The sequence below is a fragment of the Paenibacillus sp. CR_12 genome (assembly GCF_041953985.1).
GTDB lineage: Bacteria > Bacillota > Bacilli > Paenibacillales > Paenibacillaceae > Paenibacillus_AQ > Paenibacillus_AQ lautus_A.
The window spans coordinates 983,199-1,003,770 of the sequence record NZ_JAVFHO010000002.1 but is presented as its reverse complement, the minus strand read 5'-3'; the positions used below and the strand labels follow the sequence as shown (position 1 = coordinate 1,003,770).

Annotated in this window: 19 protein-coding genes and 1 riboswitch; of the genes, 15 read left to right on the top strand and 4 right to left on the bottom strand. The window is 52.0% G+C overall.

Annotated elements, in window-relative coordinates; all coding sequences use genetic code 11:
- Positions 1 to 84: 84 nt before the first annotated feature.
- Positions 85 to 732, bottom strand: coding sequence for a helix-turn-helix transcriptional regulator (locus tag RB297_RS08230; protein WP_096774362.1), 648 nt, complete (start codon positions 730 to 732; stop codon positions 85 to 87).
- 294 nt (positions 733 to 1,026) lie between these two features.
- Here RB297_RS08230 and RB297_RS08225 point away from each other — a divergent pair, with 294 nt between their 5' ends.
- The 11 genes from RB297_RS08225 (at position 1,027) to RB297_RS08175 (ending at position 13,211) form a co-directional block, all read left to right on the top strand.
- A complete protein-coding gene (locus tag RB297_RS08225; protein WP_009592106.1) occupies positions 1,027 to 1,263 on the top strand; it encodes a ferredoxin family protein in 237 nt (78 codons plus the stop codon).
- Positions 1,264 to 2,161: 898 nt separating this feature from the next.
- Positions 2,162 to 3,322, top strand: coding sequence for an ROK family transcriptional regulator (locus tag RB297_RS08220; protein ID WP_096774361.1), 1,161 nt, complete (start codon positions 2,162 to 2,164; stop codon positions 3,320 to 3,322).
- Between the two features lie 28 nt (positions 3,323 to 3,350).
- Positions 3,351 to 4,355, top strand: a complete 1,005-nt coding sequence (locus RB297_RS08215; protein ID WP_096774602.1) for an asparaginase — start codon at positions 3,351 to 3,353, stop codon at positions 4,353 to 4,355.
- 94 nt (positions 4,356 to 4,449) lie between these two features.
- Complete coding sequence (locus RB297_RS08210; RefSeq protein WP_096774360.1) at positions 4,450 to 6,039, top strand: glutathione ABC transporter substrate-binding protein; 1,590 nt, start codon at positions 4,450 to 4,452, stop codon at positions 6,037 to 6,039.
- Positions 6,040 to 6,153: 114 nt separating this feature from the next.
- Positions 6,154 to 7,080 (top strand): ABC transporter permease subunit, encoded by a 927-nt coding sequence (locus RB297_RS08205; protein ID WP_009592113.1) that lies wholly within the window; start codon positions 6,154 to 6,156, stop codon positions 7,078 to 7,080.
- Positions 7,081 to 7,092: 12 nt separating this feature from the next.
- Positions 7,093 to 8,001, top strand: coding sequence for an ABC transporter permease (locus RB297_RS08200; RefSeq protein ID WP_009592082.1), 909 nt, complete (start codon positions 7,093 to 7,095; stop codon positions 7,999 to 8,001).
- A 15-nt stretch (positions 8,002 to 8,016) separates the two neighbouring features.
- Positions 8,017 to 9,021 (top strand): ABC transporter ATP-binding protein, encoded by a 1,005-nt coding sequence (locus RB297_RS08195; protein ID WP_015736127.1) that lies wholly within the window; start codon positions 8,017 to 8,019, stop codon positions 9,019 to 9,021.
- A complete protein-coding gene (locus RB297_RS08190) occupies positions 9,018 to 10,007 on the top strand; it encodes an ABC transporter ATP-binding protein (protein WP_096774359.1) in 990 nt (329 codons plus the stop codon). The genes RB297_RS08195 and RB297_RS08190 overlap by 4 nt, the downstream gene beginning before the upstream one ends.
- A gap of 37 nt (positions 10,008 to 10,044) precedes the next feature.
- Positions 10,045 to 11,505, top strand: a complete 1,461-nt coding sequence (locus RB297_RS08185; protein ID WP_192571388.1) for a leucyl aminopeptidase family protein — start codon at positions 10,045 to 10,047, stop codon at positions 11,503 to 11,505.
- Between the two features lie 30 nt (positions 11,506 to 11,535).
- Positions 11,536 to 12,222 (top strand): copper homeostasis protein CutC, encoded by a 687-nt coding sequence (locus tag RB297_RS08180; protein ID WP_096774357.1) that lies wholly within the window; start codon positions 11,536 to 11,538, stop codon positions 12,220 to 12,222.
- Between the two features lie 35 nt (positions 12,223 to 12,257).
- On the top strand, positions 12,258 to 13,211 hold the full coding sequence (locus RB297_RS08175; RefSeq protein ID WP_096774356.1) for an ROK family protein: 954 nt from the start codon (positions 12,258 to 12,260) through the stop codon (positions 13,209 to 13,211).
- A gap of 305 nt (positions 13,212 to 13,516) precedes the next feature.
- On the opposite strand, the gene RB297_RS08170 is transcribed toward RB297_RS08175, so the two are convergent.
- Positions 13,517 to 14,044 carry a hypothetical protein gene (locus RB297_RS08170; protein ID WP_015736122.1) on the bottom strand — a complete coding sequence of 176 codons (528 nt, stop codon included), beginning with the start codon at positions 14,042 to 14,044 and terminating at the stop codon, positions 13,517 to 13,519.
- A 262-nt stretch (positions 14,045 to 14,306) separates the two neighbouring features.
- A riboswitch (cyclic di-AMP (ydaO/yuaA leader) is annotated at positions 14,307 to 14,440 on the top strand.
- A gap of 3 nt (positions 14,441 to 14,443) precedes the next feature.
- On the opposite strand from RB297_RS08170, the gene RB297_RS08165 reads away from it, so the two are divergent.
- Positions 14,444 to 14,920, top strand: a complete 477-nt coding sequence (locus RB297_RS08165; RefSeq protein ID WP_015736121.1) for a C40 family peptidase — start codon at positions 14,444 to 14,446, stop codon at positions 14,918 to 14,920.
- Between the two features lie 119 nt (positions 14,921 to 15,039).
- On the opposite strand, the gene RB297_RS08160 is transcribed toward RB297_RS08165, so the two are convergent.
- Positions 15,040 to 16,314, bottom strand: a complete 1,275-nt coding sequence (locus RB297_RS08160) for a stalk domain-containing protein (protein WP_375120225.1) — start codon at positions 16,312 to 16,314, stop codon at positions 15,040 to 15,042.
- 222 nt (positions 16,315 to 16,536) lie between these two features.
- On the opposite strand from RB297_RS08160, the gene RB297_RS08155 reads away from it, so the two are divergent.
- On the top strand, positions 16,537 to 16,926 hold the full coding sequence (locus RB297_RS08155) for a 2Fe-2S iron-sulfur cluster-binding protein (RefSeq protein WP_375120224.1): 390 nt from the start codon (positions 16,537 to 16,539) through the stop codon (positions 16,924 to 16,926).
- A 97-nt stretch (positions 16,927 to 17,023) separates the two neighbouring features.
- Here the strand turns inward: RB297_RS08155 and RB297_RS08150 are convergent, their stop codons facing one another.
- On the bottom strand, positions 17,024 to 17,881 hold the full coding sequence (locus RB297_RS08150) for an AraC family transcriptional regulator (RefSeq protein WP_096774353.1): 858 nt from the start codon (positions 17,879 to 17,881) through the stop codon (positions 17,024 to 17,026).
- 202 nt (positions 17,882 to 18,083) lie between these two features.
- On the opposite strand from RB297_RS08150, the gene RB297_RS08145 reads away from it, so the two are divergent.
- Together RB297_RS08145 and RB297_RS08140 are read left to right on the top strand one after the other, a co-directional pair.
- A complete protein-coding gene (locus tag RB297_RS08145) occupies positions 18,084 to 19,877 on the top strand; it encodes an L-fucose isomerase (protein WP_375120223.1) in 1,794 nt (597 codons plus the stop codon).
- 24 nt (positions 19,878 to 19,901) lie between these two features.
- Positions 19,902 to 20,561, top strand: coding sequence for a class II aldolase/adducin family protein (locus RB297_RS08140; protein WP_036661352.1), 660 nt, complete (start codon positions 19,902 to 19,904; stop codon positions 20,559 to 20,561).
- Positions 20,562 to 20,572: the final 11 nt, after the last annotated feature.

The window sequence follows — 20,572 nt, the reverse complement described above, 5'->3', positions numbered from 1 at the left end:
CTCTGAAGTTTATACTTTCTTATCTTTTGACAAAAAAAGGGCCCCTTCCCGTATGGAAGGAGCCTGAAGTGGCAATAACAGATATTATGTTTGTTTGGCTTCGGCTTGCTTTCGGATCCGGTACACGCATTTCTTATCGCCTTTGGCAAGACATTCGGTACGTTCCACATCCGCTTCCAGCAAGGACTGAAACAGATCAAGCTCGCAGCGGCATGCATGCTGGTACCGGTTGGCTACCTGGGAGATCGGGCAGTTCAGTTCTTCAAGCACGTATTCTTCATCCGCGACTTTTTGGTAATCCACCATATATCCGTTGTCGTTCTGAATCTGGGCAAGGGCCGCGACCCGATCTTCGAGAGTCTCGGCTTTTACCGTCGGCGTGTACTTGTTCAGCAACGTGTCTTTGCGCTTGTCGAACAGCAAAGATATCATTTCGTCGCCGGCCTCGTCCTGGAGCTCGTTAAGCAGATCGAGGGCAAGCGAATGATAGTTCTTAGGGAAAAAATCCTCTGCAGATTCAGTAAGACTGTATAGGGACACGGGTCTTCCCATCGGCTGCTTCACGGTTCGATACGTGATGTACCCTTCATTCTTCAAGCTCTCCAGATGTCGACGGACGGCCATGCCCGTAATGCCCAGTGCCTCGGTAATGGATTTCGTGCTGAGTTCACCATTTATTTTCAACATTTGCATGATATACTCGCGGGTGCTGTATGCAACTTCTTGATCCACTATAATCACCGCCTTGTTTCTCGATGAATGCTTTCTTTTGCAACAAAAAAGGTTAAAAAGCAATATGTCTCATCTTATGTCTTTACCTTCTATAAGTCAACCGGAATGGCCGTTTTCAAGGCTATTCTCTCGCGGTTTGTTGACAACTGGCATGATTAACCACATAATTATGATATATTTTAGTATAAAAAGTATAGAAACCGAGCAAATGAATGAGTAATGGACTTTTTGAAATGATAGCCCGGCGTTAGAATTTAGAAGATTCTTATTACACTTGGGAAGGTGGAATCACGGATGTATGTTATTGGCTCAGCTTGTATCGAAGAGAAGGCGGGAGAATGCGTAGACGTTTGCCCGGTGGATTGCATCGAAGAAGGGGACGACCAGTTCTATATCGACACCGATATATGCATTTCCTGCGGTGCCTGCGAAGCGGCGTGTCCGGTCGCGGCCATTTACTATTTTGAGGACCTGCCTGAGGACGAAAAGCATTATTTCGATAAAGCGGTGGAATATTACAAAAACAAGTAAGGCGCTCGGGCGCTCCGGTTTGAGTCTATCGGGCGCTCCGGTTTGAGTCTATCGAGCGCTCCGGTTTGAGTCTATCCGCTCTGTTGTCCGTCCGTTTCCAGAATGGAAATAGGCAAGGTAGAAACGGACTCCCAAAGGATCGGCTATCCTCAAACCTCCGCTGGGGGGAAAGATTAAAAGACTAAAGATAAGAGATAAGAAATTTAAGTAATCAAGAGATTAAGATTAAAGATAAATGACTTAAAAGATTATAAGATTGAGGATTACAAGCGTTTAAATCTATAAGTTATGTGTATCAAATCAAAGCGGTTAAGATAAATTAGTCAAAAATAGAGCGGTTTTAGCAGCGCTCATGCTTTGGATCAAAATATGTATTCTCTATACATAAGCCATTCGGGATTTCGAGGCCCCCTCGAATTAATTTCTCGGGTGGTTTAATTCGTTTTAGGCTGATGAAACAAGTAACAACCTGGGACAAAACCGAAAATATCATAGATGTACTCCACTTATAGCCATTCGGGATGAAGAATGTTCCAATCATTCTTTTCTCGGGTGGCTTTATTATTGGGGTGAAACGACGTTGTTACCTACATTTTAGGAGATTTTACGTCATGTTCATGTCATATTGTGCGTGATGAGCGGTCATCTGTATGTATGCAGGAGATTGAATTTCTTTCGTAAAAAAGTGAAATGCTTACATTTCCAGAATCAAAAAAATATTTATTTAAATGTGTCATATATATTGACACTTTTACAAAACACGTTTTATTATTAATATCACTGGAGAATAAAAATATTAAAACTGATAATAATCACTGTTTTTTGATGATTTCGGATCTTTTTACTTGGAAAATTGATCTAATTAATCTACTGGTGAAATTAAATAGGGGATGTCTTCATGAAAAAGCATGATCAAGACTTTATGAAGCGGCAGAACAGACTCACAGTATTTCAAATCATCAAGAATGAACAGCCGATTTCAAGAGCCGTCATTGCCAAACAGACGGGCATGAGTCCGACAACGGTCAGCCGGATCGTATCGGAGCTGACGGAGGAAGGATACGTTCACGAAACGGAAGAGCAGGCCTCGGCCGGCCGCGGAAGAAAGTCTTCCTTAATAAGGCTGCTGGATACGGCGGTCATCTCGATCGGCGTCGAGCTGGATCGGCATCAAGCGAATATCGGATTCATTGACGTTCAGGGTAACGTATTGTGCAGCGGAAGCTTTTCAAGATCATCCGATGAAACGGCAGATGTCACGGTGACCCGGATTGCGGAAACCATTGAAGAGCTGATCGCCGAATGCGATATCGACCGAAGACGGGTGGTCGGCATTGGCGTTGGACTGCCGGGCATCATCGATGTCGACGCCGGCATCGTCAATTTTTCGGTACAGCTGGGATGGAAGAATGTGGGGCTCGCCGAGAGGCTCAAGGAACTAACCGGGCTTCAAGCTGTCGTGGACAATGAGCTGAAGGTGAAGGCGTTGGCGGAGCAGCTCAAAGGTTCGGCCTACGGCTCCAACCGTACGGTGCTCCTGGGCTTCGGTAATGGCGTCGGATCGGCGCTCATTCTGGAGGGGGAGATATACCGCGGGGTGACGAACAGCGCCGGGGAAATCGGTCACACGACCGTGGACCCAGAAGGCATGATGTGCGACTGCGGGAAAGCCGGATGCCTCCAAACGTATATCAATATACCGTCCTTGTTGTCGGAAGCCAGCAAAATCAAACCCGTCCGCACGATCGAGGAGCTGTTCGCGGAGAGGCGGGCCGGAACGCGCTGGGCAAGCTATTTGATCGATCGGGCCCTTGCCTATATGGCGATTACGATCAACAACGTCGTCAGCATGTACAATCCGGACAGCGTCATTTTGAGCGGCGAGTTTCTGGACAAGTTTCCCGAAGTATACGAAGAGATCACGGATCTGTGCTACTCGCAGTATATCTGGGAACCGCTTCAAGATTCCTTTTCGATTGTTCGCTCGGAGCTTCACGAGCATGGGGTCATCATCGGGTCGGGGCTTGTCGCACAGGATCGTTACTTTCAATTGAATTAATTCATCTGGAGATCGGGGGAGCATGAACATGGGATTTGTGCCATTGGTAGAGGAATATCGCGGGAACGTATTGGAGAACGTGCACTACGGCGCGATCAGCGTCGTAGACGAGAACGGAAAGGTTGTATACGCAGCGGGCGATCCGCATCATATGACCTTTCTGAGATCGGCGGCCAAGCCGTTCCAGGCAATTCCGGTAATGAAACGCCGGATTGACGAAGTGTACGGACTAACGGGGGAAGAAACGGCCTTGTTTGCCGCCTCCCATCGGGGTGAGAAGTTCCACATTGATGCATTGGAATCCATTCTGAAGAAAACCGGCATTCGGGAAGAATCGCTTCACTGCTGCGCAACTTATCCATTGAACGAGGATGCCAAGGCGCAGCGCCATCGCGATCATGAGGAGAAGCGCAGAATCTTCCATAACTGCTCCGGCAAGCACAGCGGCTTGATTGCTCTATGCAAGCAAATGGGCTGGGACGAAAGCACGTATTACAAACCGGAGCATCCGGTTCAGCAAGAAATCCTCGAGACGCTCGCTTATTTTGCCGAGGTTCCGGTTTCCTCGATCCCGCAAGGCATTGACGGCTGCGGACTTCCCATCTTCGCACTTCCCCTGGATCGTATCGGGTATTCCTTCCTTAAGCTGGCATGCCCGGATTTGATCGAGGATCCAGAGACTGCAGAAGCTGCAGCCAGAATGGCGAAGCTGATGAATGAGTATCCGGATATCATTGCAGACACCAAGTTTGTGTGCTCAGCTCTGCTCAGGGACCACAACCTGACAGCCAAGGGCGGCGCGAAGGGCGTGTACGGCATCGGTCTTCGGAAAGAACGCTTGGCGATCTCGCTTAAAGTATCCGACGGCTCCGAGCAAGTATGGCCGTGCATTATCGCTTCCATCCTGGAACGTCTCGGCTACAGCGATCAGTCTACGATTGACCGGTTGTATGAGCTGGTTCCGAATGCCATTTTCAACGATGGGGGCACGCTTGTCGGTGAACGGCGCGCTGTGTACGAATGGAATGCTTAAACGGTGAGGAACTCAAGGCGGCAGGCAGGCTGTTACATGCCGAAGCGGCGAGTGAATCTATAGATATTCACTACATCAAAGGGGGAGTAAAACAATGAGATTCAAAGGTAGAACATGGTCACTGCTCATGCTGCTGCTCGCATTTACGATTGTTGCGGCAGGCTGCGGCGGAAACAGCGGAAGCGGCGAAGGGGCAAGTGAAGGCGGCGGCGAGAGCAAGCCGGTGACAAAAGATAACAAAGATGTTGTCATTGCGATTAACGCCAACTTCATCACGCTTGACCCTCACAATGCCGGAGACACGCACTCCATTTCCGGTGCTCGCACGATGTATGAAGGTTTGATGGGCTTCAACGAGAAAATGGAACTCGTTCCCGTGCTGGCTGAAGACTACAAGATCAGCGAAGACGGCCTGACGTACACATTCAATCTGCGCCAGAACGTCAAGTTCCATGATGGAACGGATTTCAATGCTGAAGCGGTAAAAGCCAATTTGGATCGCATCATGGATGAAAAGAACAACCTCAGAATGCGCAAGAGCTTCTCAACAGTAGCCGATGTTCAAACTCCGGATGAACACACCGTTGTCATCACCCTTAGCCAGCCGTATAACGCTTTCTTGAACAAGACGGCCATGGCGCTGATGATCAGCCCGAAGGCTCTTAAGGAAAGCGCCGACATCACGAAGAACCCAGTAGGTACGGCGGCTTACAAATTCAAGGAATGGATTCAAGGCGACCGCCTTGTCGTTGTGAAGAATGAAGATTACTGGCAAGAAGGACTTCCGAAGGTGGACAGCATTACGTTCAAACCGGTACCGGAGAACGGTTCCCGGATCGCGATGCTGAAAACGGGCGAAGCGGACTTCATTTATCCTATGCCGACAGAGCAAGTGTCCGAAGTAGAAGGCGATTCCAATATCGTCATCGATAAGACTGATTCTACGATCGTGCGCTATATCACGCTGAATACGATGAAGAAGCCTTACGACGATCTGAAGGTTCGTCAAGCCATCAACTATGCCATCGATAAAGATGCTTACATTAAAGTCGTTAAATCCGGACTGGGTTCGAAGCTGACTTCTTCCATGTCCTCCATGACCCAGCACTACTCCGAGCAATCGGGTTATGATTACGATCCGGAGAAAGCCAAAGCCCTTTTGGCTGAAGCAGGATATCCAGATGGATTCGAAGCTGAGATTTGGGGAGAGAATGATTCCGAAACGGTAAAAGGCATGCAGTTTATTCAGCAGCAGCTTGCCCTCGTCGGAATCAAAGCTGAACCGAAGTCGATGGAAGGTGCAACCCTGTCCGATCAGATTAACTCGGCTACGCCGGAAAACGCGAAAATTCAGATGTGGTACGTAAGCTGGTCTCCTTCGTCTGGCGATGCCGACGGCGCGACAAAAGGTCTGTTCAGCAGCGAGTTCTTCCCGCCAGCGGGTTCCAACACCGCTTACTACAAGAACGACAACGTTGACCAATGGATCAAAGATGCTAACGCATCCGTCAAAGCTGAAGATGCCAAAGAAATCTATGCAAACATCCAAAAACAAATCTGGGAAGACGCTCCTTGGGCATTCCTCGGAGTCGATCAGGTCATCACGGGCAAACGTGCTTACCTTGAAGGCGTGAAGGCCCTTCCGGACGGATCGATCAGCGTGATCAACGCAGAAGTCAAATAATCAGGCAGCGAAGAGCTTGCTAAACGTATACCTTGTGGTGGGCCGCCTCTTGAATCAATAAGGAAGCGGCCCATCGTATTTTAAAAGCTGGCATGTTGAAAGGAGGCACATCCTTTGGGAAGATATGCAATTCAGAGGCTGCTGGGTGTAATCCCGCTGTTGTTCGTTGTATCCATCCTTGTATTTATGTTCATTCACCTGATTCCTGGAGATCCGGCACGGCTTGTTGCAGGTAAGGATGCCACCCTTGAGGAGATCAACGGGATTCGAGAGCAGCTAGGCTTAAACTTGCCGCTATGGCAGCAGTATGTGAACTACATGAGTGATCTGTTGAAGGGTGACTTGGGTGTATCCGTTACTTCCGGTTTGCCGGTGACGGACATGTTGGAAAGCCGCTTTTTCCCGACGATTGTCCTGACCTTTACCAGCCTTGGCTGGGCACTGGTCATTGGTCTGATCATTGGTATCATATCAGCAGTCAATCGCGGCAAATGGCCGGACTATATTGGGATGCTGACGGCTATATCGGGTATTTCCCTGCCAGGTTTCTGGCTTGGTCTTGTACTGATTCAAATTTTCTCCGTTGAGCTGGGCTGGTTCCCTACAGGGGGCGTCGACAGCTGGCAATCCTATATTTTGCCTTCCTTTACGCTGGGAGCGGGGATTATGTCCATGCTGGCAAGATACTCCCGTACTTCGATGCTCGAAACGATGCGCGAGGATTATGTCCGGACCGGACGCGCGAAGGGCTTGCGGGAATTCGTCGTTGTCGGCAGGCATGCGCTGCGCAACTCCCTGATCCAGGTCGTGACCGTAGCGGGCCTTCAGTTCGGATTTTTGCTGGGCGGCTCGGTTATGGTCGAGACGGTATTCAGTATTCCCGGCATGGGGCGTCTCTTGGTCGATTCCATCGCGTTCCGGGATTACACCGTGATTCAAGCGCTGCTATTGCTGTTCGCAGCCGAATTTATCCTGATTAACCTGATTGTCGATTTATTGTACGGTGTACTGAATCCAAAAATCCGGTATGCATCGAAATAGGAGGGGGAGCTCATGAGCGACAATTCAACAGTGACGGTCCATTCCTCCGCACCGGAGGATATGCTTGCGAAGAGTCAGGCAACTGGCAAATTCAAAGCGTTTACGTCTAAATTCTTGAAACAAAAGCTTGCCGTTATATCAAGCGGATTTATTTTGTTACTACTTGTGCTGGCGGTGATCGGTCCGCATATCGTTCCGTATCCTCCCAATGAGCCGAATTATGATGCGATGATGCAAGGCCCGTCTGCTGCCCATTGGGCAGGCACGGACGAATACGGCCGCGACATTCTCAGCCGCTTGATCGACGGTACGCGGTTGACCATGTCGGTCAGCTTAAGCGCCGTATTTATATCCGCCGTGCTGGGTACGATTCTCGGATTGATCAGCGGGTACTATGGCGGGTGGCTGGATCGCCTCATCATGCGGGGCAGTGACGTCATGTTCTCGTTCCCTGACCTGCTGCTGGCCATCGGTATCGTGGCGATACTGGGGCCGGGCTTATCCAATGTAGTCATCGCGGTGGCAGTCTTCGGGACCCCGTCGTTTGCCAGAATCATTCGAAGCGTGACGCTCTCCGCAAAGGAATCTTTGTATGTAGAGGCAGCACGGTCCATGGGTGCCAAGCATAACCGAATTATCTGGAAACATATTTTCCCCGAGACGGTTCCCAGCATTATCGTCAACGTATCGATGAGAATCGGCGGCGCCATTCTGGCGGCTTCCTCGTTAAGCTTTCTCGGCCTGGGGGCCAAGCCGACGGAACCGGACTGGGGCGCCATGCTCAGCATGGGTCGGGATTACTTGAGTATTGCACCCCATATCGTGTATTACCCGGGGCTTCTCATATTCCTGACCGTGCTCGCATTCAACCTGATCGGTGACGGACTGAATGATGCCCTTGATCCGAAGACGAAAAACTAATAGGGGGGATAGATCGTGACGCAAACATTGCTTGAAGTTAAAGGTCTCAAAACCGAATTCAAACGCGATGGCTCATCGGTGCTTGCCGTAGCAGGAGTGGATTTTCACATCAATAAAGGCGAAGTGCTCGGGCTCGTGGGTGAATCCGGATGCGGCAAAAGCGTGACCTCCCTGTCCATCATGAGGCTTCTTAAAGACACGCCCGGCCGAATATCCGGGGGCTCGGTAAGCTTTGAGGGCAAGGATCTCGTGCAAATGTCGGAAAAAGAAATGCGCCGCTATCGCGGAAACGAGCTGGCCATGATCTTCCAGGAGCCGATGACGTCGCTGAATCCCGTCCTTCGGATCGGGAAGCAGCTGGAGGAAGCGATTATGCTGCACTTGGGATACGGCCGCAAGAAAGCGCGGCAGCATGCCATCGATTCGCTCAAACTCGTCGGCATTCCGCGGGCGGACGAGGTCGTGGATGACTATCCGCACCAATTGTCCGGCGGCATGCGCCAGCGGGTCATGATTGCGATGGCCATGTCGTGCAATCCGAAGCTGCTGATCGCGGACGAGCCGACAACCGCCCTGGACGTTACGATTCAGGCTCAAATCCTGGATCTGATGAATCGACTCAAGACGGAACAGGAGATGGGCATGCTGCTCATTACCCATGACCTCGGCGTTGTGGCTGAAATGTGTGACCGTGTGGTTGTCATGTACGCTGGCCGAGTCGTCGAAGAGGCGACGGTCGAGGAATTGTTTGAGAACCCGCAGCATCCCTACACCAAAGGACTCATTAATTCGGTGCCCAAGCTTAGACAAAAGGTGCGCCGCTTGGAATCCATTCCGGGGAATGTGCCGGATCTGAGGAACATGCCGCAAGGCTGCAAATTTGCTCCGCGGTGTCCGTTTGTCATGGAGCAGTGCCTCTCCCGGGAGCCGGAGCTTCTCCCCGTTGTAAATGAAGAACATCGCAAAAGCCGCTGCTGGCTGACACAGGAAGGTCACTCGAAGGGAGGAGAAACCGCATGAAAGAAACACCTTTATTAGAAGTAAAAAACTTGCAGAAATCATTCACGGTAAAAAAAGGGTTCTTTGGTACGTCCAAGCAGCTCCGTGCCGTGGATGGCATCTCCTTCGCAATCCAAAAGGGCGAGACCTTCAGCCTGGTTGGCGAGAGCGGCTGCGGCAAATCGACGACCGGCCGGCTGGTGACCCGACTGCTGACGCCGAATAGCGGCGAAGTGATTTTTAACGGAACCGACATTAGCGGATACAACGAGAACCAGATGCGTCCGCTGCGCAAAGACATGCAGATGGTCTTCCAGGATCCGTACGCTTCCCTTAATCCAAGGATGAAAGTCAAAGAACTCGTAGCGGAGCCCTTGCTGATTCATACCAAGCTGAGTTCCAAAGAGCGCGATAAACTGGCTTGCGAGCTGTTGGAAACGGTCGGTTTGAACAGCTTCCATGCCGAACGCTTCGCCCATGAGTTCAGCGGCGGTCAGCGCCAGCGCATCGGCATTGCCCGAGCCTTGTCCGTGCGTCCCAATCTGATTGTAGCCGACGAGCCTGTATCGGCACTTGACGTATCCATTCAATCCCAGGTATTGAACCTGCTGCAGGATCTTCAGGAAGAATACGGCCTGACCTATCTGTTCATCTCCCATGATCTCAGCGTGGTTGAGCATATCAGCGACCGGATCGGCGTTATGTATCTGGGCGCGCTCGTGGAGACGGCCGATAAGGATACGCTGTACGATCGCCCGCTTCATCCTTACACTCAAGCGCTGCTGTCGTCGGTGCCGGTTCCGGATCCGAAGCAGAAGAAGGAACGGATCATTCTGAAGGGGGATCTGCCGAGCCCGGTCAATCCGCCGACAGGCTGCCGATTCCATACCCGCTGTCCTTCCTGCATGGAAGTATGCAAACAGATTACGCCTGTATACCGTGAGATTGAGCCGGGACATCAGGTGGCGTGCCATTTATATGACGAAGAAATCATGAAGAAGGCGTAACAGGCATTTTTCTCATAAAAGGAGGTAAGGGCTCGATATGAACATCACCATCGATGAAGTTCAGCTGGCAGATGCTTCGATTTATGCGGTTTATGAGGGAGAGGAGTCTCATTACCGCGTAACGGAATCCCGGAAGCAAAGCCAGACGCTGACCTGGTTCTATGGACGTTCCGAGCACGAGTCGGACGATCTCGTTGCCGGAATGGGGCAACGTTCGAACCTGACTTCGGAGCAGGTGCGAAGAACGGGCGCTTCGGCCGCGAGAGCGCTGCTCAAGGAGAATAAATCAAGCGCCGTGCTGATCCGCCCGGCAGCTAGCAATGTCGGGGCAGCATCAGGGATTACGGCGGAGGAAGAGCTCCAGGCGTGGTTGGAAGGCTGGCTGTACGGATTATATCAATTCAATAAGCATCGCGGGGTTACGGCCAATCTGCAGGCCCTGTCCCTTCATCTTCGACAAGAGGACTGGGAGGGGCTTTCCCGTGAAGATATGGAAGCCATCATCCGGACGGCGGAAATCCGGATCGAAGGAACGCAGCTCACCCGAGACTTGGTGAATGAATCACCTGAGACGTTAAATCCGGAGGCGTTTGTTGCGGTCGTTGAGGATCGTTTCAAAAAAGCGCCCGTAGACCTTCACGTATACCGCGGACAAGAGCTTCATGACCGGCAGATGAACGGACTGATCGCCGTGGGTGCCGGCAGCAAATACGAGCCTGCGATGATCGAGATTTCCTATAACGGAGCGGAATCCGGGAAGGAAAGCCCTCATATCGTGCTTATCGGCAAAGGCGTTACCTTTGATATGGGCGGGATGAACGTTAAGATCGGCCGAGACATCAGCGATGCCCGCATGGATATGGGCGGCGCAGCCGCCGTCGTGGGCGCCATGGATATCCTGGTGTCGCGGAAGGCTCCGGTACGGGTTACGGCATTGATCGCCGTAGCGGATAATTTATCGGGACCGGATGCGATGCTTCCTTCTTCCGTCGTTCACTATCCGAACGGACTGAGCGTTCAGGTAGCGAATACGGACGGGGAAGGAAGATTGATCATTGCGGACGCGCTGCTGCACGCAGCCCATCTTAACGCTGATAAGGTGATCGATATCGCCACCCTTACCGGCAATGTCGGTGCGGCATTAGGCTTGGAGATCGCCGGCATTTGGGGCGATCAGGAGATAACGGCCGATTTGGTCGAGATCGGGGAGCGCAACGGAGAGCGCCTATGGCCCATGCCGCTGATGGACGAGTATGAATCCGAGCTCAGAAGCGATTATGCCGACCTGAGGAATGTCGGCACGTCGACTTTGGCAGGCGCGATCACGGCTGCGTTGTTCATCCGTCATTTTGTGGCGGAGACCATGAAATGGGTGCATATCGATATGGCAGGCACGGTCCAGTATAAACGGGAATTCCCTCACTCCGCGGCAGGGGCTACCGGCTATGGAGCCAGGTTGCTGGCGGACTATGTGGAGAAGCAGTATCGCCCTGCATAAGCGAACCAACGACAGTAAGGAGTGAAGAACATGCTGCTTGAAATTATCGCAACATGCGTGGACGATGCCATCACAGCCGAGAAGAATGGCGCGGACCGTCTGGAATTGATCACGGCGATCACCGAAGGCGGGCTCACGCCGGGCATCGGTCTCGTGGAAGAGGTCGTGAAAGCCGTTCGGATTCCGGTCCATGTGATGGTAAGGCCCCATAGCAGATCCTTTGTGTATAACGCGCTGGATATAGCAACCATGGTTGCGGAGGTAAAGGCGATCCGCAAGGCGGGTGCGGCTGGCGTGGTCCTTGGCATGCTGACTCCGGAAGGAAAGATCGACGAGGCCGCCTTGGCCCAAATGCTGGAATGGACGGGCGATATGCAGGTGACATTCCACCGGGCTTTTGATGAATTGGAAGATCAATTCGAAGGGCTGCGTACGTTGCAGAAATATCCGGCCGTCACCCGCGTCTTGACGTCGGGAGGACCGCAGCCGGCACCGCAAGCGATCCCGAGGATTCGCGAGCTTGTGGAACAAGCCGCAGGCAGCGGGCTTAAGATATTGGCCGGAAACGGCCTGAAGTGGGAAATCATACGCGATTTCATCGACCAGACCGGCGTGAGCGAGGTTCATTTCGGCTCCGCTGTCCGGTATGGCCGATCAGGGCTGAAGCCCATTGATCCGGTTGAGCTGCGATCATTGGCTGACAGCTTACATCAATAGAAGTAGCAAACCTATCGGAAACAGGTGAACAAAAATTGCAAACCGAATTGAATGAACAGCAAGAATTTGTGGTTGGCGTTGACCTTGGGGGTACGAAGATCGCGGCAGCGCTCTTTGATTCCGAAGGACAGCTGCTGAACCGGGAGCAAATGGAGACAGCCGGAGCGCGTACGGCCGAGGAAGTGGTCGCGAGAATTACGAACATGATTCGCAGCGTGTCGGGCGGCCACCCGCTTCGAGGCGTAGGCATGGCTTCGCCGGGAACGGTTAACAGCCGGGAGGGCATTGTCATTCACGGCACGAATTTGCCGGAATGGACCAACGTCCCTCTCAAAGCCTGGATGGAACGAGATCTGAATACGGAAGTACAAGTGCTGAATGATGCCAATGCAGCCGCATGGGGCGAATATGTAAGAGGTGCCGGCCGAGGGTCGACGAACATGGTTTACGTGACGCTCAGCACAGGCATCGGTTCAGGCATCGTGCTGGATGGCAAGCTGTTTCTGGGCAGCAATTCCTTTGCAGGGGAGCTTGGGCATCATATCATTGATCCCAGCGGTCCGCAGTGCAATTGCGGCAGCCATGGCTGCTGGGAGGTGTTTGCTTCAGGAACGGCCATCGGCCTGGCAGCATCCCAGCGGATGCTTACCCAGACCAGCGTTATTTCTGAACTGGCCGCAGCCGATGGAGGCGTGAATGCCAGGCATGTATTCGAGGCTAAACGTCTTCATGACCCCGTCGCAGTGGAGGTCATCGATCGTGCCGTTTATTACATGGCGCTTGGACTGGTTAACGTCATTCACAGCTTCAACCCCGATCGCATCGTGGTTGGCGGGGGTGTGAGCAGGGCAGGCGAGCTCCTTTTCCCGCAGCTTCGGGAAATGACGGATAAGCTGGTTATGCCGTCTTATTTAGGAACCTACGAGATCGTTCCTGCGGGACTGCGGGACGATGTTGGCCTGGTGGGAGCCGCAGCCTTGTTCCAATAATACATTCGTAAAGAAAAGGCAACAAAAGCCGCCCTCAAGGGCGGCTTTCTGATTATTCATGAAGAGAGCGGGAAACGGAGCGATCATATTTGCGTAAGCGAAGTCCGTAACTTGTGACAGGTGATAGGCGTAAACCGTAAGCCGTCATCCGTTTTCACTGGAGTCGAGTTTTTGGTTTCCTATTAGGTTTGTTTGTATCCGACAAACAATAAGCGGTTGCCCGCACTTTCCCGCCCGCCGACGGAAGCCGCCGGCTCCAAACCCGCACGCGAGGCGGCCTGCAGGCTTGGAGCCGGCGGCTTCCGCTACTCCATGTATTTTGATGCGTCGAACGTAATCATGCTCGTATGGTTGGCATGCTCGATCAGTGAGGAGAGCCTGGTCACTTCGCGTTCCTTCTTGCGCGCCTGCGCCTGATAAGCTTCCGGATCGTATAGGGCCACGTTAAACAGCGTTACGGCGCCATCTCCGCTTCCCCGTCCGCTCTGGCGCTCCAGTTTCTTGCGGGAGCCGAGATGGGCAAGCTGTCCGATATCGCTGCGCATTTGTTTGGCGAGCTCGATCGCCTCCATGATGGTCATGTCGGAGCCGTTCCAACTAATGGTCTGCGTCGTGTTGGAGATTGCCATCAGCAGATCCAGCTTTCTGTAATCCGCTGCGGCGGCTTCGATCTCTTCCGTAATGGCATCCACGCTGCGAGCAGGATACTCCGCCGTTTCCCCTTTTTCAATGATCGTGCTGCTGTTGTTCAAGCGTTCCGACATCAATTGATTCATGAGACGGTTGATTGCTGCCCGGACTGCTAAAGCTTCAGCCATCGTGATTTGACTCATAAGCGAAGGATCACCTCTTTGATTTCTTGTCTGAATATGTAAACGTTCCGAACTGCAAAAAAGTTGCATGCCCGTTAACAAAACGTCGCCGGAGGTTCGATGGAGTGTTACATAATTGTCATGAGTATACGAGATGGCATAATGAAAAAACATGAAAATTTTCAGCCTATACGACATTGATTAACATATAGTGATAGATTTCTAGGATATTATTGACAGCATCCTTGCTTGTATACTATATTAAGAGAAGGTTACAAAATGTTAATGAATTTTGCCGAATTTCGTTTGTGAAAACGGGGGAACCGTCTTGGGTGAATTATTCTTGTACCATAGAGAGTATAGGGAACCTTCAACCGAACCCTTAGCTAACTCCGTAGGCATCGAAGGAGAGAACATATTTTGAAGAAATTTGTCATCACATTGCTTGGGTCTGCAATTATTTTTTCTTCAGGTGCCGTATCAGCTTATGCTGATCAACAACCGAATTTTCAGCATCAAGTGAAGCAATTGGTAGGAACGCCTTATAAATGGGGCGGAACAACGACAAGCGGATTTGATTGCTCCGGATTTATTCTGTATATGTTTAGAAATTTCGACATGGATCTTCCGCGCACATCCCAGAGTCAGGCTAAAGCCGGGGTTCATGTGGATCGCGAGGACCTGAGAGTCGGAGATTTGGTATTCTTCAATACAAGCGGAAGCGGCATTTCCCATGCGGGCGTTTACATTGGAGATGGACAATTTGCGCATGCTTCCAGCAGCAAGGGCGTAAGAATCAGCAAGCTTAGCGACTCCTATTACGAACCGCGTTATGTAACGGCGCGCCGTGTATTGAGTCAAGAGAACTATGCTAAACTGGTAGGAAGCGCGAGCTAATTGGAATAAGCAGTTTAGAGTTCGATACATAACCGGAAAGCCTGACAAGAGATGATCTTGTCAGGCTTTCTTTTTTATAGAAGATTATAATTTGGGATTCTGCGAAAGGATTCACTAGATTATTCTTTTACGACAGAGGCATTCACGGCGGCTTCCATGCCATTATTATAGGAACGGAACAAGCCCAGACGCCAGAAGGCGGCACCTTTCAGATCATAGCGCTTGGCCAAGCCGAGCTTATCGTCGACGGATGTGGCGGTTTCGCTGCTTAAGCTGATGCCGAGCAGGAGCTTCTGCTTAGGAACGCCTGCCTGAAGTGCCTGCTGAATGGCTTGGTCCACCAGACTGTTGGGTTCAGGAACCTGGGCTTTGGTGCCAACCGGATTGTACTGATACGCCATGACGATGAGATCATCGGCAAGGGAGGCCAGCGTCTTGTAATCATAGCCTTTATAGGCGCTGTTCAATGGCGGAACGGCTAAGGACAGAGCAATGTCGCTCGGCAATGCCGCTTTCAATTGCTTGACGTAATCATTAAGCAGCTTCTGCTGCTTCGCGGCATCCAGTTTAAAACCGAGCCCTTCGAAATCAAGCACCACGCCGCCGAATCCGTTATCCGCCACCGCGGTCGTGATGCCCTCAATGGACTTTTGGCGAAGGCTGCTGTCGCTGAGGACTTTGGTTAATTCGCCGTTTCCGTCCAAAGCGTAAACCATAAGGTACGGTTTAATCTCCTGATCCGCTGCATCCGCAACAATCGATTGCGGAGTCACGTCGCCGGCCGCCGCAGGCAGACGATACTCGTCGCCTTGAAGCGTAAACTGACCTTCCCGATCAATGCGGCTCCAGCCGAAGGCGACTGAATTCATGGATGCTACGAGATCCCGCTCTTGGAAAGATTGCAAAGCGTAAAAGGCTCTTAGATGCATTTCGCGCTGAGGCGACACGAGGGAGACCGTGCGAGTCGCCTGATTCCAGCCGACATTGACGCCGAATTGGCTGCTGAACGAGCTGAGCGGAATCAGAACGCGGCCTTCCCGCTGGACAGGGGGAGCGGCCAGCTTCACTTTTTTACCGTTGACGGTTGCGCTCGTGCTTCCGACTTGAAGCAGCACTTCCGTCGTTTGACCTTTCACCTCGCCAATGGCCTTCACCGTTTGCGTTTTGCTGTTCCACGTGATTTGAATGCCCAGCGCTTCACCGACCGTCCGGAACGGCACGTAAGTGACCCCTTTGTCTATCCTGGGAGCTGCATCGAATGTAAGCGCAACGTCATCCAGCTTTACCGAAATGGCAGGCGCAGCCTGTACCTGGCCGATATGGGGAGCGGTTCCGAGCAGAGATAAGGCAAGAACGGCAGCGACGGCTGTTTTTCCTATTGGTTTATGCAGCATGCTATTGTTTTCCCTCCAACCCAATAAAATAATAGAATGATTCTCATAGAATATGGGATTTGCTCTAGCATACGCTAGTATAGCAAAATTTTCATAGAGTTCCAATTGCATGATGTCATAGAATCGATAAGAGTAAGCATGTTGATTTTTTAAACTTTCCAGTATAATAATTGAAGGAATTCATACATAACCTGATGATTACATGCATAGGGGGATAAAGGCGTGTTTAAATTCTGGAAAAACAAAAAGGGCGGGAACAGCGGAGAAAAAACGTCGCTCCCGGCAGCGGAAGAGAGAATGGAAGCCGTGCCGGACCGGATCATCGAGCTTACGGGCCGCGAGGTTCAGCGCAGCGTGGCCCCTGTTCTGGGCATGACGGTGCTTGACTTGGCCGAGCGGAATGAGGTGGATTGGAACTCTTTTTGCAAAAGAGGGACATGTGCGCGCTGCCGCTGCATGGTGGTGGAGGGAATCGAGTATCTGTCCGAACCCAATCTGGCCGAAGAACGGCGCCTGGATCCGGAAGAAATCGAAGAGGGGTACCGTCTCGGATGCCAGAGCAGGATCGAAACGGTCGGCCCCGTCAAAATCAAGCATGCTCCATACTTTTGACGATATAGAAGGACATATGACAGTAATATATATAAAGCAGGCAGCCGTACCATTGCGGCTGCCTGCTTTATTGAAAGGAAAACAAACGAAAATTCCTTCACTCCACGGCCATTTTGCTCTGTTCACGGAACGAGCTTGGCGTTTGACCGGTAATTTTCTTGAATAACATCGAGAAATACTTGTCGTTGCCGTAGCCGACTTGGGAAGCAACCTCATGCACCGGCATTTCGGAATCCGCCAGCAGGCGCTTGGCCTCTTCAATCCGGCGGGATATCAAGTAATTGAAGGGGGAATCGCCGACTTCTTTTTTGAACAGATGGGATAAATAATGCTGGCTGACATACATCGTATCGGCAATGTCCTTGAGGCTGATGCTCTGGGTGTAGTTGGCGTCGATAAAGTGCTTGGTCCGCAGCGCGATTTCATTCTTGCCCTTCAAGGATTGGAATTGGTGTTTAACGTCCACGATGCGATAAATCACGGTAATCAATGACATCAGCAGGTTCGTGCTCAGCGTTTCATATCCCAGTACCTGCGAATCGCATTCGCGGAGGATCTCGGAAAGATAGCTCTCCACTTTATAAGCGTATTTCTCGCAGGATATGACCGGCTCGACATAGGCCGGCAGCAGCATCCCCTGAGGCACCCCTTCAATGTGAAGCGAATCCACGCCGCAATAGATTACCTTGAAAGGACCGTCCGTGATGGATTTCTCCTCATGGGGAATGCCGGGGTTATAGATGGCGACATCGCCTTTGTGAAGCTCATATACTTTACCTGCTATGGTGAATTCTCCGCGACCTTCAACCACATAGATGATCTCGCAGAAATCGTGGATTTGGGGCGGGCCATAAAAGAAGTCCTCGTCCACGACCTGGCCGGCAAAGAGCAGCTGCGGATTTTTGATGAAGCGGAAGTGATCGCTTTTACTATGCGAGATTTCGATTTTTGGCACGGTCTCGTCCCTCCTGAAAGCAGCATCCTTTTCCTATTATAATGCATATTGCTCCTCGATGCCGAAATCGTTTGCAACCCGCTTACGCATAGGTACACTGTCTTGCTGAAATTGGGGACCGATATAACAACATAGTGGGTTATCCTTGAGCCCGAATCAACTTACAATGATGTCATAATCCTTATAGGGAGGCGTGACATACATGACAATTGAAAACGATTACAGATGGCGGGACGGATTTCCGAAAATCGGCATTCGCCCTACGATAGATGGCAGACGGAGAGGGGTAAGGGAATCCCTTGAGGAACAGACGATGAATCTAGCCAAGGCCGTCGCCGAGATGCTGACGAAAGAGCTTAAATATCCGAATGGCGAGCCGGTTGAATGCGTGATTGCGGATACTTGCATCGGCGGCGTTGCCGAAGCGACCGCAGCGGCCAAGAAGTTCAAAAATGCCGAGGTCGGCCTGACGATAACCGTTACGCCTTGCTGGTGTTACGGAACGGAAACGATGGATGCGGATCCTTCGCGTCCGAAGGCGGTATGGGGCTTCAACGGAACAGGGCGTCCGGGCGCGGTGTATTTGGCAGCCGTCTTGTCGGCCCATGCGCAGAAGGGACTTCCCGCATTCGGCATCTATGGCGAAGACGTTCAGGATGAAGGGGATACCCGCATTCCGGATGACGTTCAAGAGAAACTCCTGCGCTTTGCGCGGAGCGGGCTGGCTGCGGCCTATATGCGCGGACAATCGTACTTGTCCATGGGCTCCGTGTCGATGGGCATCGCCGGCTCGATCGTGGACGACAGCTTCTTCCAGGAATATCTGGGCATGCGGAACGAATATGTGGATATGAGCGAGTTTACGCGCCGTTTGGAAGAAGGAATCTATGATCCTGAAGAGTATGAGAAGGCGCTTGCTTGGGTGAAGGAGAACTGTGCGGAAGGACCGGATAACAATCCGGATCATCTGCAGAACAGCCGGGAGCGCAAGGACCTCGAATGGGAAACCGTCGTCAAAATGACGCTGATCACCCGTGATTTGATGATCGGCAATCCGCGATTGAAGGAGCTTGGTTTCGAAGAGGAAGCCCAAGGCCACAGCGCGATCGCTTCCGGCTTCCAGGGGCAGCGCCAATGGACGGATCACTCCCCGAACGGAGACTTTCTGGAGACCATCCTCAATTCCTCCTTCGATTGGAACGGCAGACGTTCGCCCTATATCGTGGCAACGGAGAATGACAGCCTGAACGGAGTCGGCATGCTGTTCGGATACCTGTTAACCAATACGGCACAGATTTTCGCGGATGTGCGGACGTACTGGAGTCCGGCTTCGGTAGAACGGGTTACCGGCTATAAGCTTGAAGGCAAGGCGGAGAACGGCATCCTGCATTTGATCAATTCCGGTTCGGCTGCACTGGACGGAACGGGCGAGCAGGAGCTTGACGGCAAACCGGCAATGAAGCCGTTCTGGGATATTACGGATGAAGAGGTTGACCGCACGCTCAAGGCCACGCAGTGGAGACCGGCTAACCTGGAGTATTTCCGGGGCGGCGGCTACTCGACCGACTACCTGACGCGCGGCGGCATGCCGATGACGATGTTCCGCCTTAACCTGGTGAAAGGACTGGGTCCCGTCCTGCAAATCGCCGAAGGCTATTCCGTGGATCTGCCGTCGGAGGTGCACGATACGCTCGATAAGCGTACAGACCCGACATGGCCAACGACTTGGTTCGTACCGAACCTCACGGGAGAGGGAGCCTTCTCCAGCGTTTATGAGGTCATGAACCAGTGGGGCGCCAATCACGGCGTGATCAGTTACGGACATATCGGAGCAGATCTTATCACCCTGGCTTCGGTGCTGCGAATTCCGGTCAACATGCATAATGTGCCCGCTAATGAGGTGTTCCGTCCGCGTGCCTGGGGCATGTTTGGAACGTCCGATCCGGAAAGCGCCGATTTCCGCGCTTGCCAGAACTTCGGTCCTCTATATAAATAAGGTCATTCGAGAGGAGAGCGAATCATGCTGAATGTAGAAACGAGAAACGAGCTCTGCAAATATGCCAAAAAAATCGTCGACAGCGGACTCGTTGTAGGGCCTGGAGGGAACATCAGCGCCAGGGCAGGGGACAAAATGTATTTGTCCCCGAGCGGCTTCGCGCTGGAGGAAATCGAGCCGGAGCAATGGATCGAAGTGGATATCCCGACGGGTGATATTACCGATATGGGTCTGCGGCCTTCCTCCGAAGTGCTGATGCACCTGTACGGATACCGCAGCAACCCTGACATCGGGGCCATGGTGCATACGCATCCGTCCCATTGCATTGCCTTTACGCTGGTGGAACAGGAGCTGCCGGTGATGTTCCCCGATCAAGCGGCATTGGTTGGCCGTACGGCTTATATCCCGTACATCATACCAACGACGGATTTGTTGGCAGATGCCGTCGCGGAGAAAGTGACCACGGCCAGCTCCATACTGCTGGGTAATCATGGACTGGTCACAACCGGCCGGAATCTGCGCGAAGCGTATTACCGGACCCAAGTGGTTGAAGAGAGCGCCAAAATTTATCTGAGCGCCAAGGCGGCCGGCACGCCGGTGCCGCTGACGGATCAGGAAGTAGACGATATTGCTGCACTGGAGAGCGAGGATTATCGAATCCAGCTTCTGCAGAAGATGAAATAAATGTCGAGTTA

What these genes read in the sequence shown, in the direction of transcription:
- RB297_RS08180 (WP_096774357.1), top strand. Translation starts at nt 11,536, where the DNA reads ATGCTGCTTGAAATTATCGCAACATGCGTGGACGATGCCATCACAGCC.
- RB297_RS08220 (WP_096774361.1), top strand. Translation starts at nt 2,162, where the DNA reads ATGAAAAAGCATGATCAAGACTTTATGAAGCGGCAGAACAGACTCACA.
- RB297_RS08160 (WP_375120225.1), bottom strand. Translation starts at nt 16,314, where the DNA reads ATGCTGCATAAACCAATAGGAAAAACAGCCGTCGCTGCCGTTCTTGCC.
- RB297_RS08170 (WP_015736122.1), bottom strand. Translation starts at nt 14,044, where the DNA reads ATGAGTCAAATCACGATGGCTGAAGCTTTAGCAGTCCGGGCAGCAATC.
- RB297_RS08225 (WP_009592106.1), top strand. Translation starts at nt 1,027, where the DNA reads ATGTATGTTATTGGCTCAGCTTGTATCGAAGAGAAGGCGGGAGAATGC.
- RB297_RS08210 (WP_096774360.1), top strand. Translation starts at nt 4,450, where the DNA reads ATGAGATTCAAAGGTAGAACATGGTCACTGCTCATGCTGCTGCTCGCA.
- RB297_RS08145 (WP_375120223.1), top strand. Translation starts at nt 18,084, where the DNA reads ATGACAATTGAAAACGATTACAGATGGCGGGACGGATTTCCGAAAATC.
- RB297_RS08140 (WP_036661352.1), top strand. Translation starts at nt 19,902, where the DNA reads ATGCTGAATGTAGAAACGAGAAACGAGCTCTGCAAATATGCCAAAAAA.
- RB297_RS08215 (WP_096774602.1), top strand. Translation starts at nt 3,351, where the DNA reads ATGGGATTTGTGCCATTGGTAGAGGAATATCGCGGGAACGTATTGGAG.
- RB297_RS08200 (WP_009592082.1), top strand. Translation starts at nt 7,093, where the DNA reads ATGAGCGACAATTCAACAGTGACGGTCCATTCCTCCGCACCGGAGGAT.
- RB297_RS08185 (WP_192571388.1), top strand. Translation starts at nt 10,045, where the DNA reads ATGAACATCACCATCGATGAAGTTCAGCTGGCAGATGCTTCGATTTAT.
- RB297_RS08190 (WP_096774359.1), top strand. Translation starts at nt 9,018, where the DNA reads ATGAAAGAAACACCTTTATTAGAAGTAAAAAACTTGCAGAAATCATTC.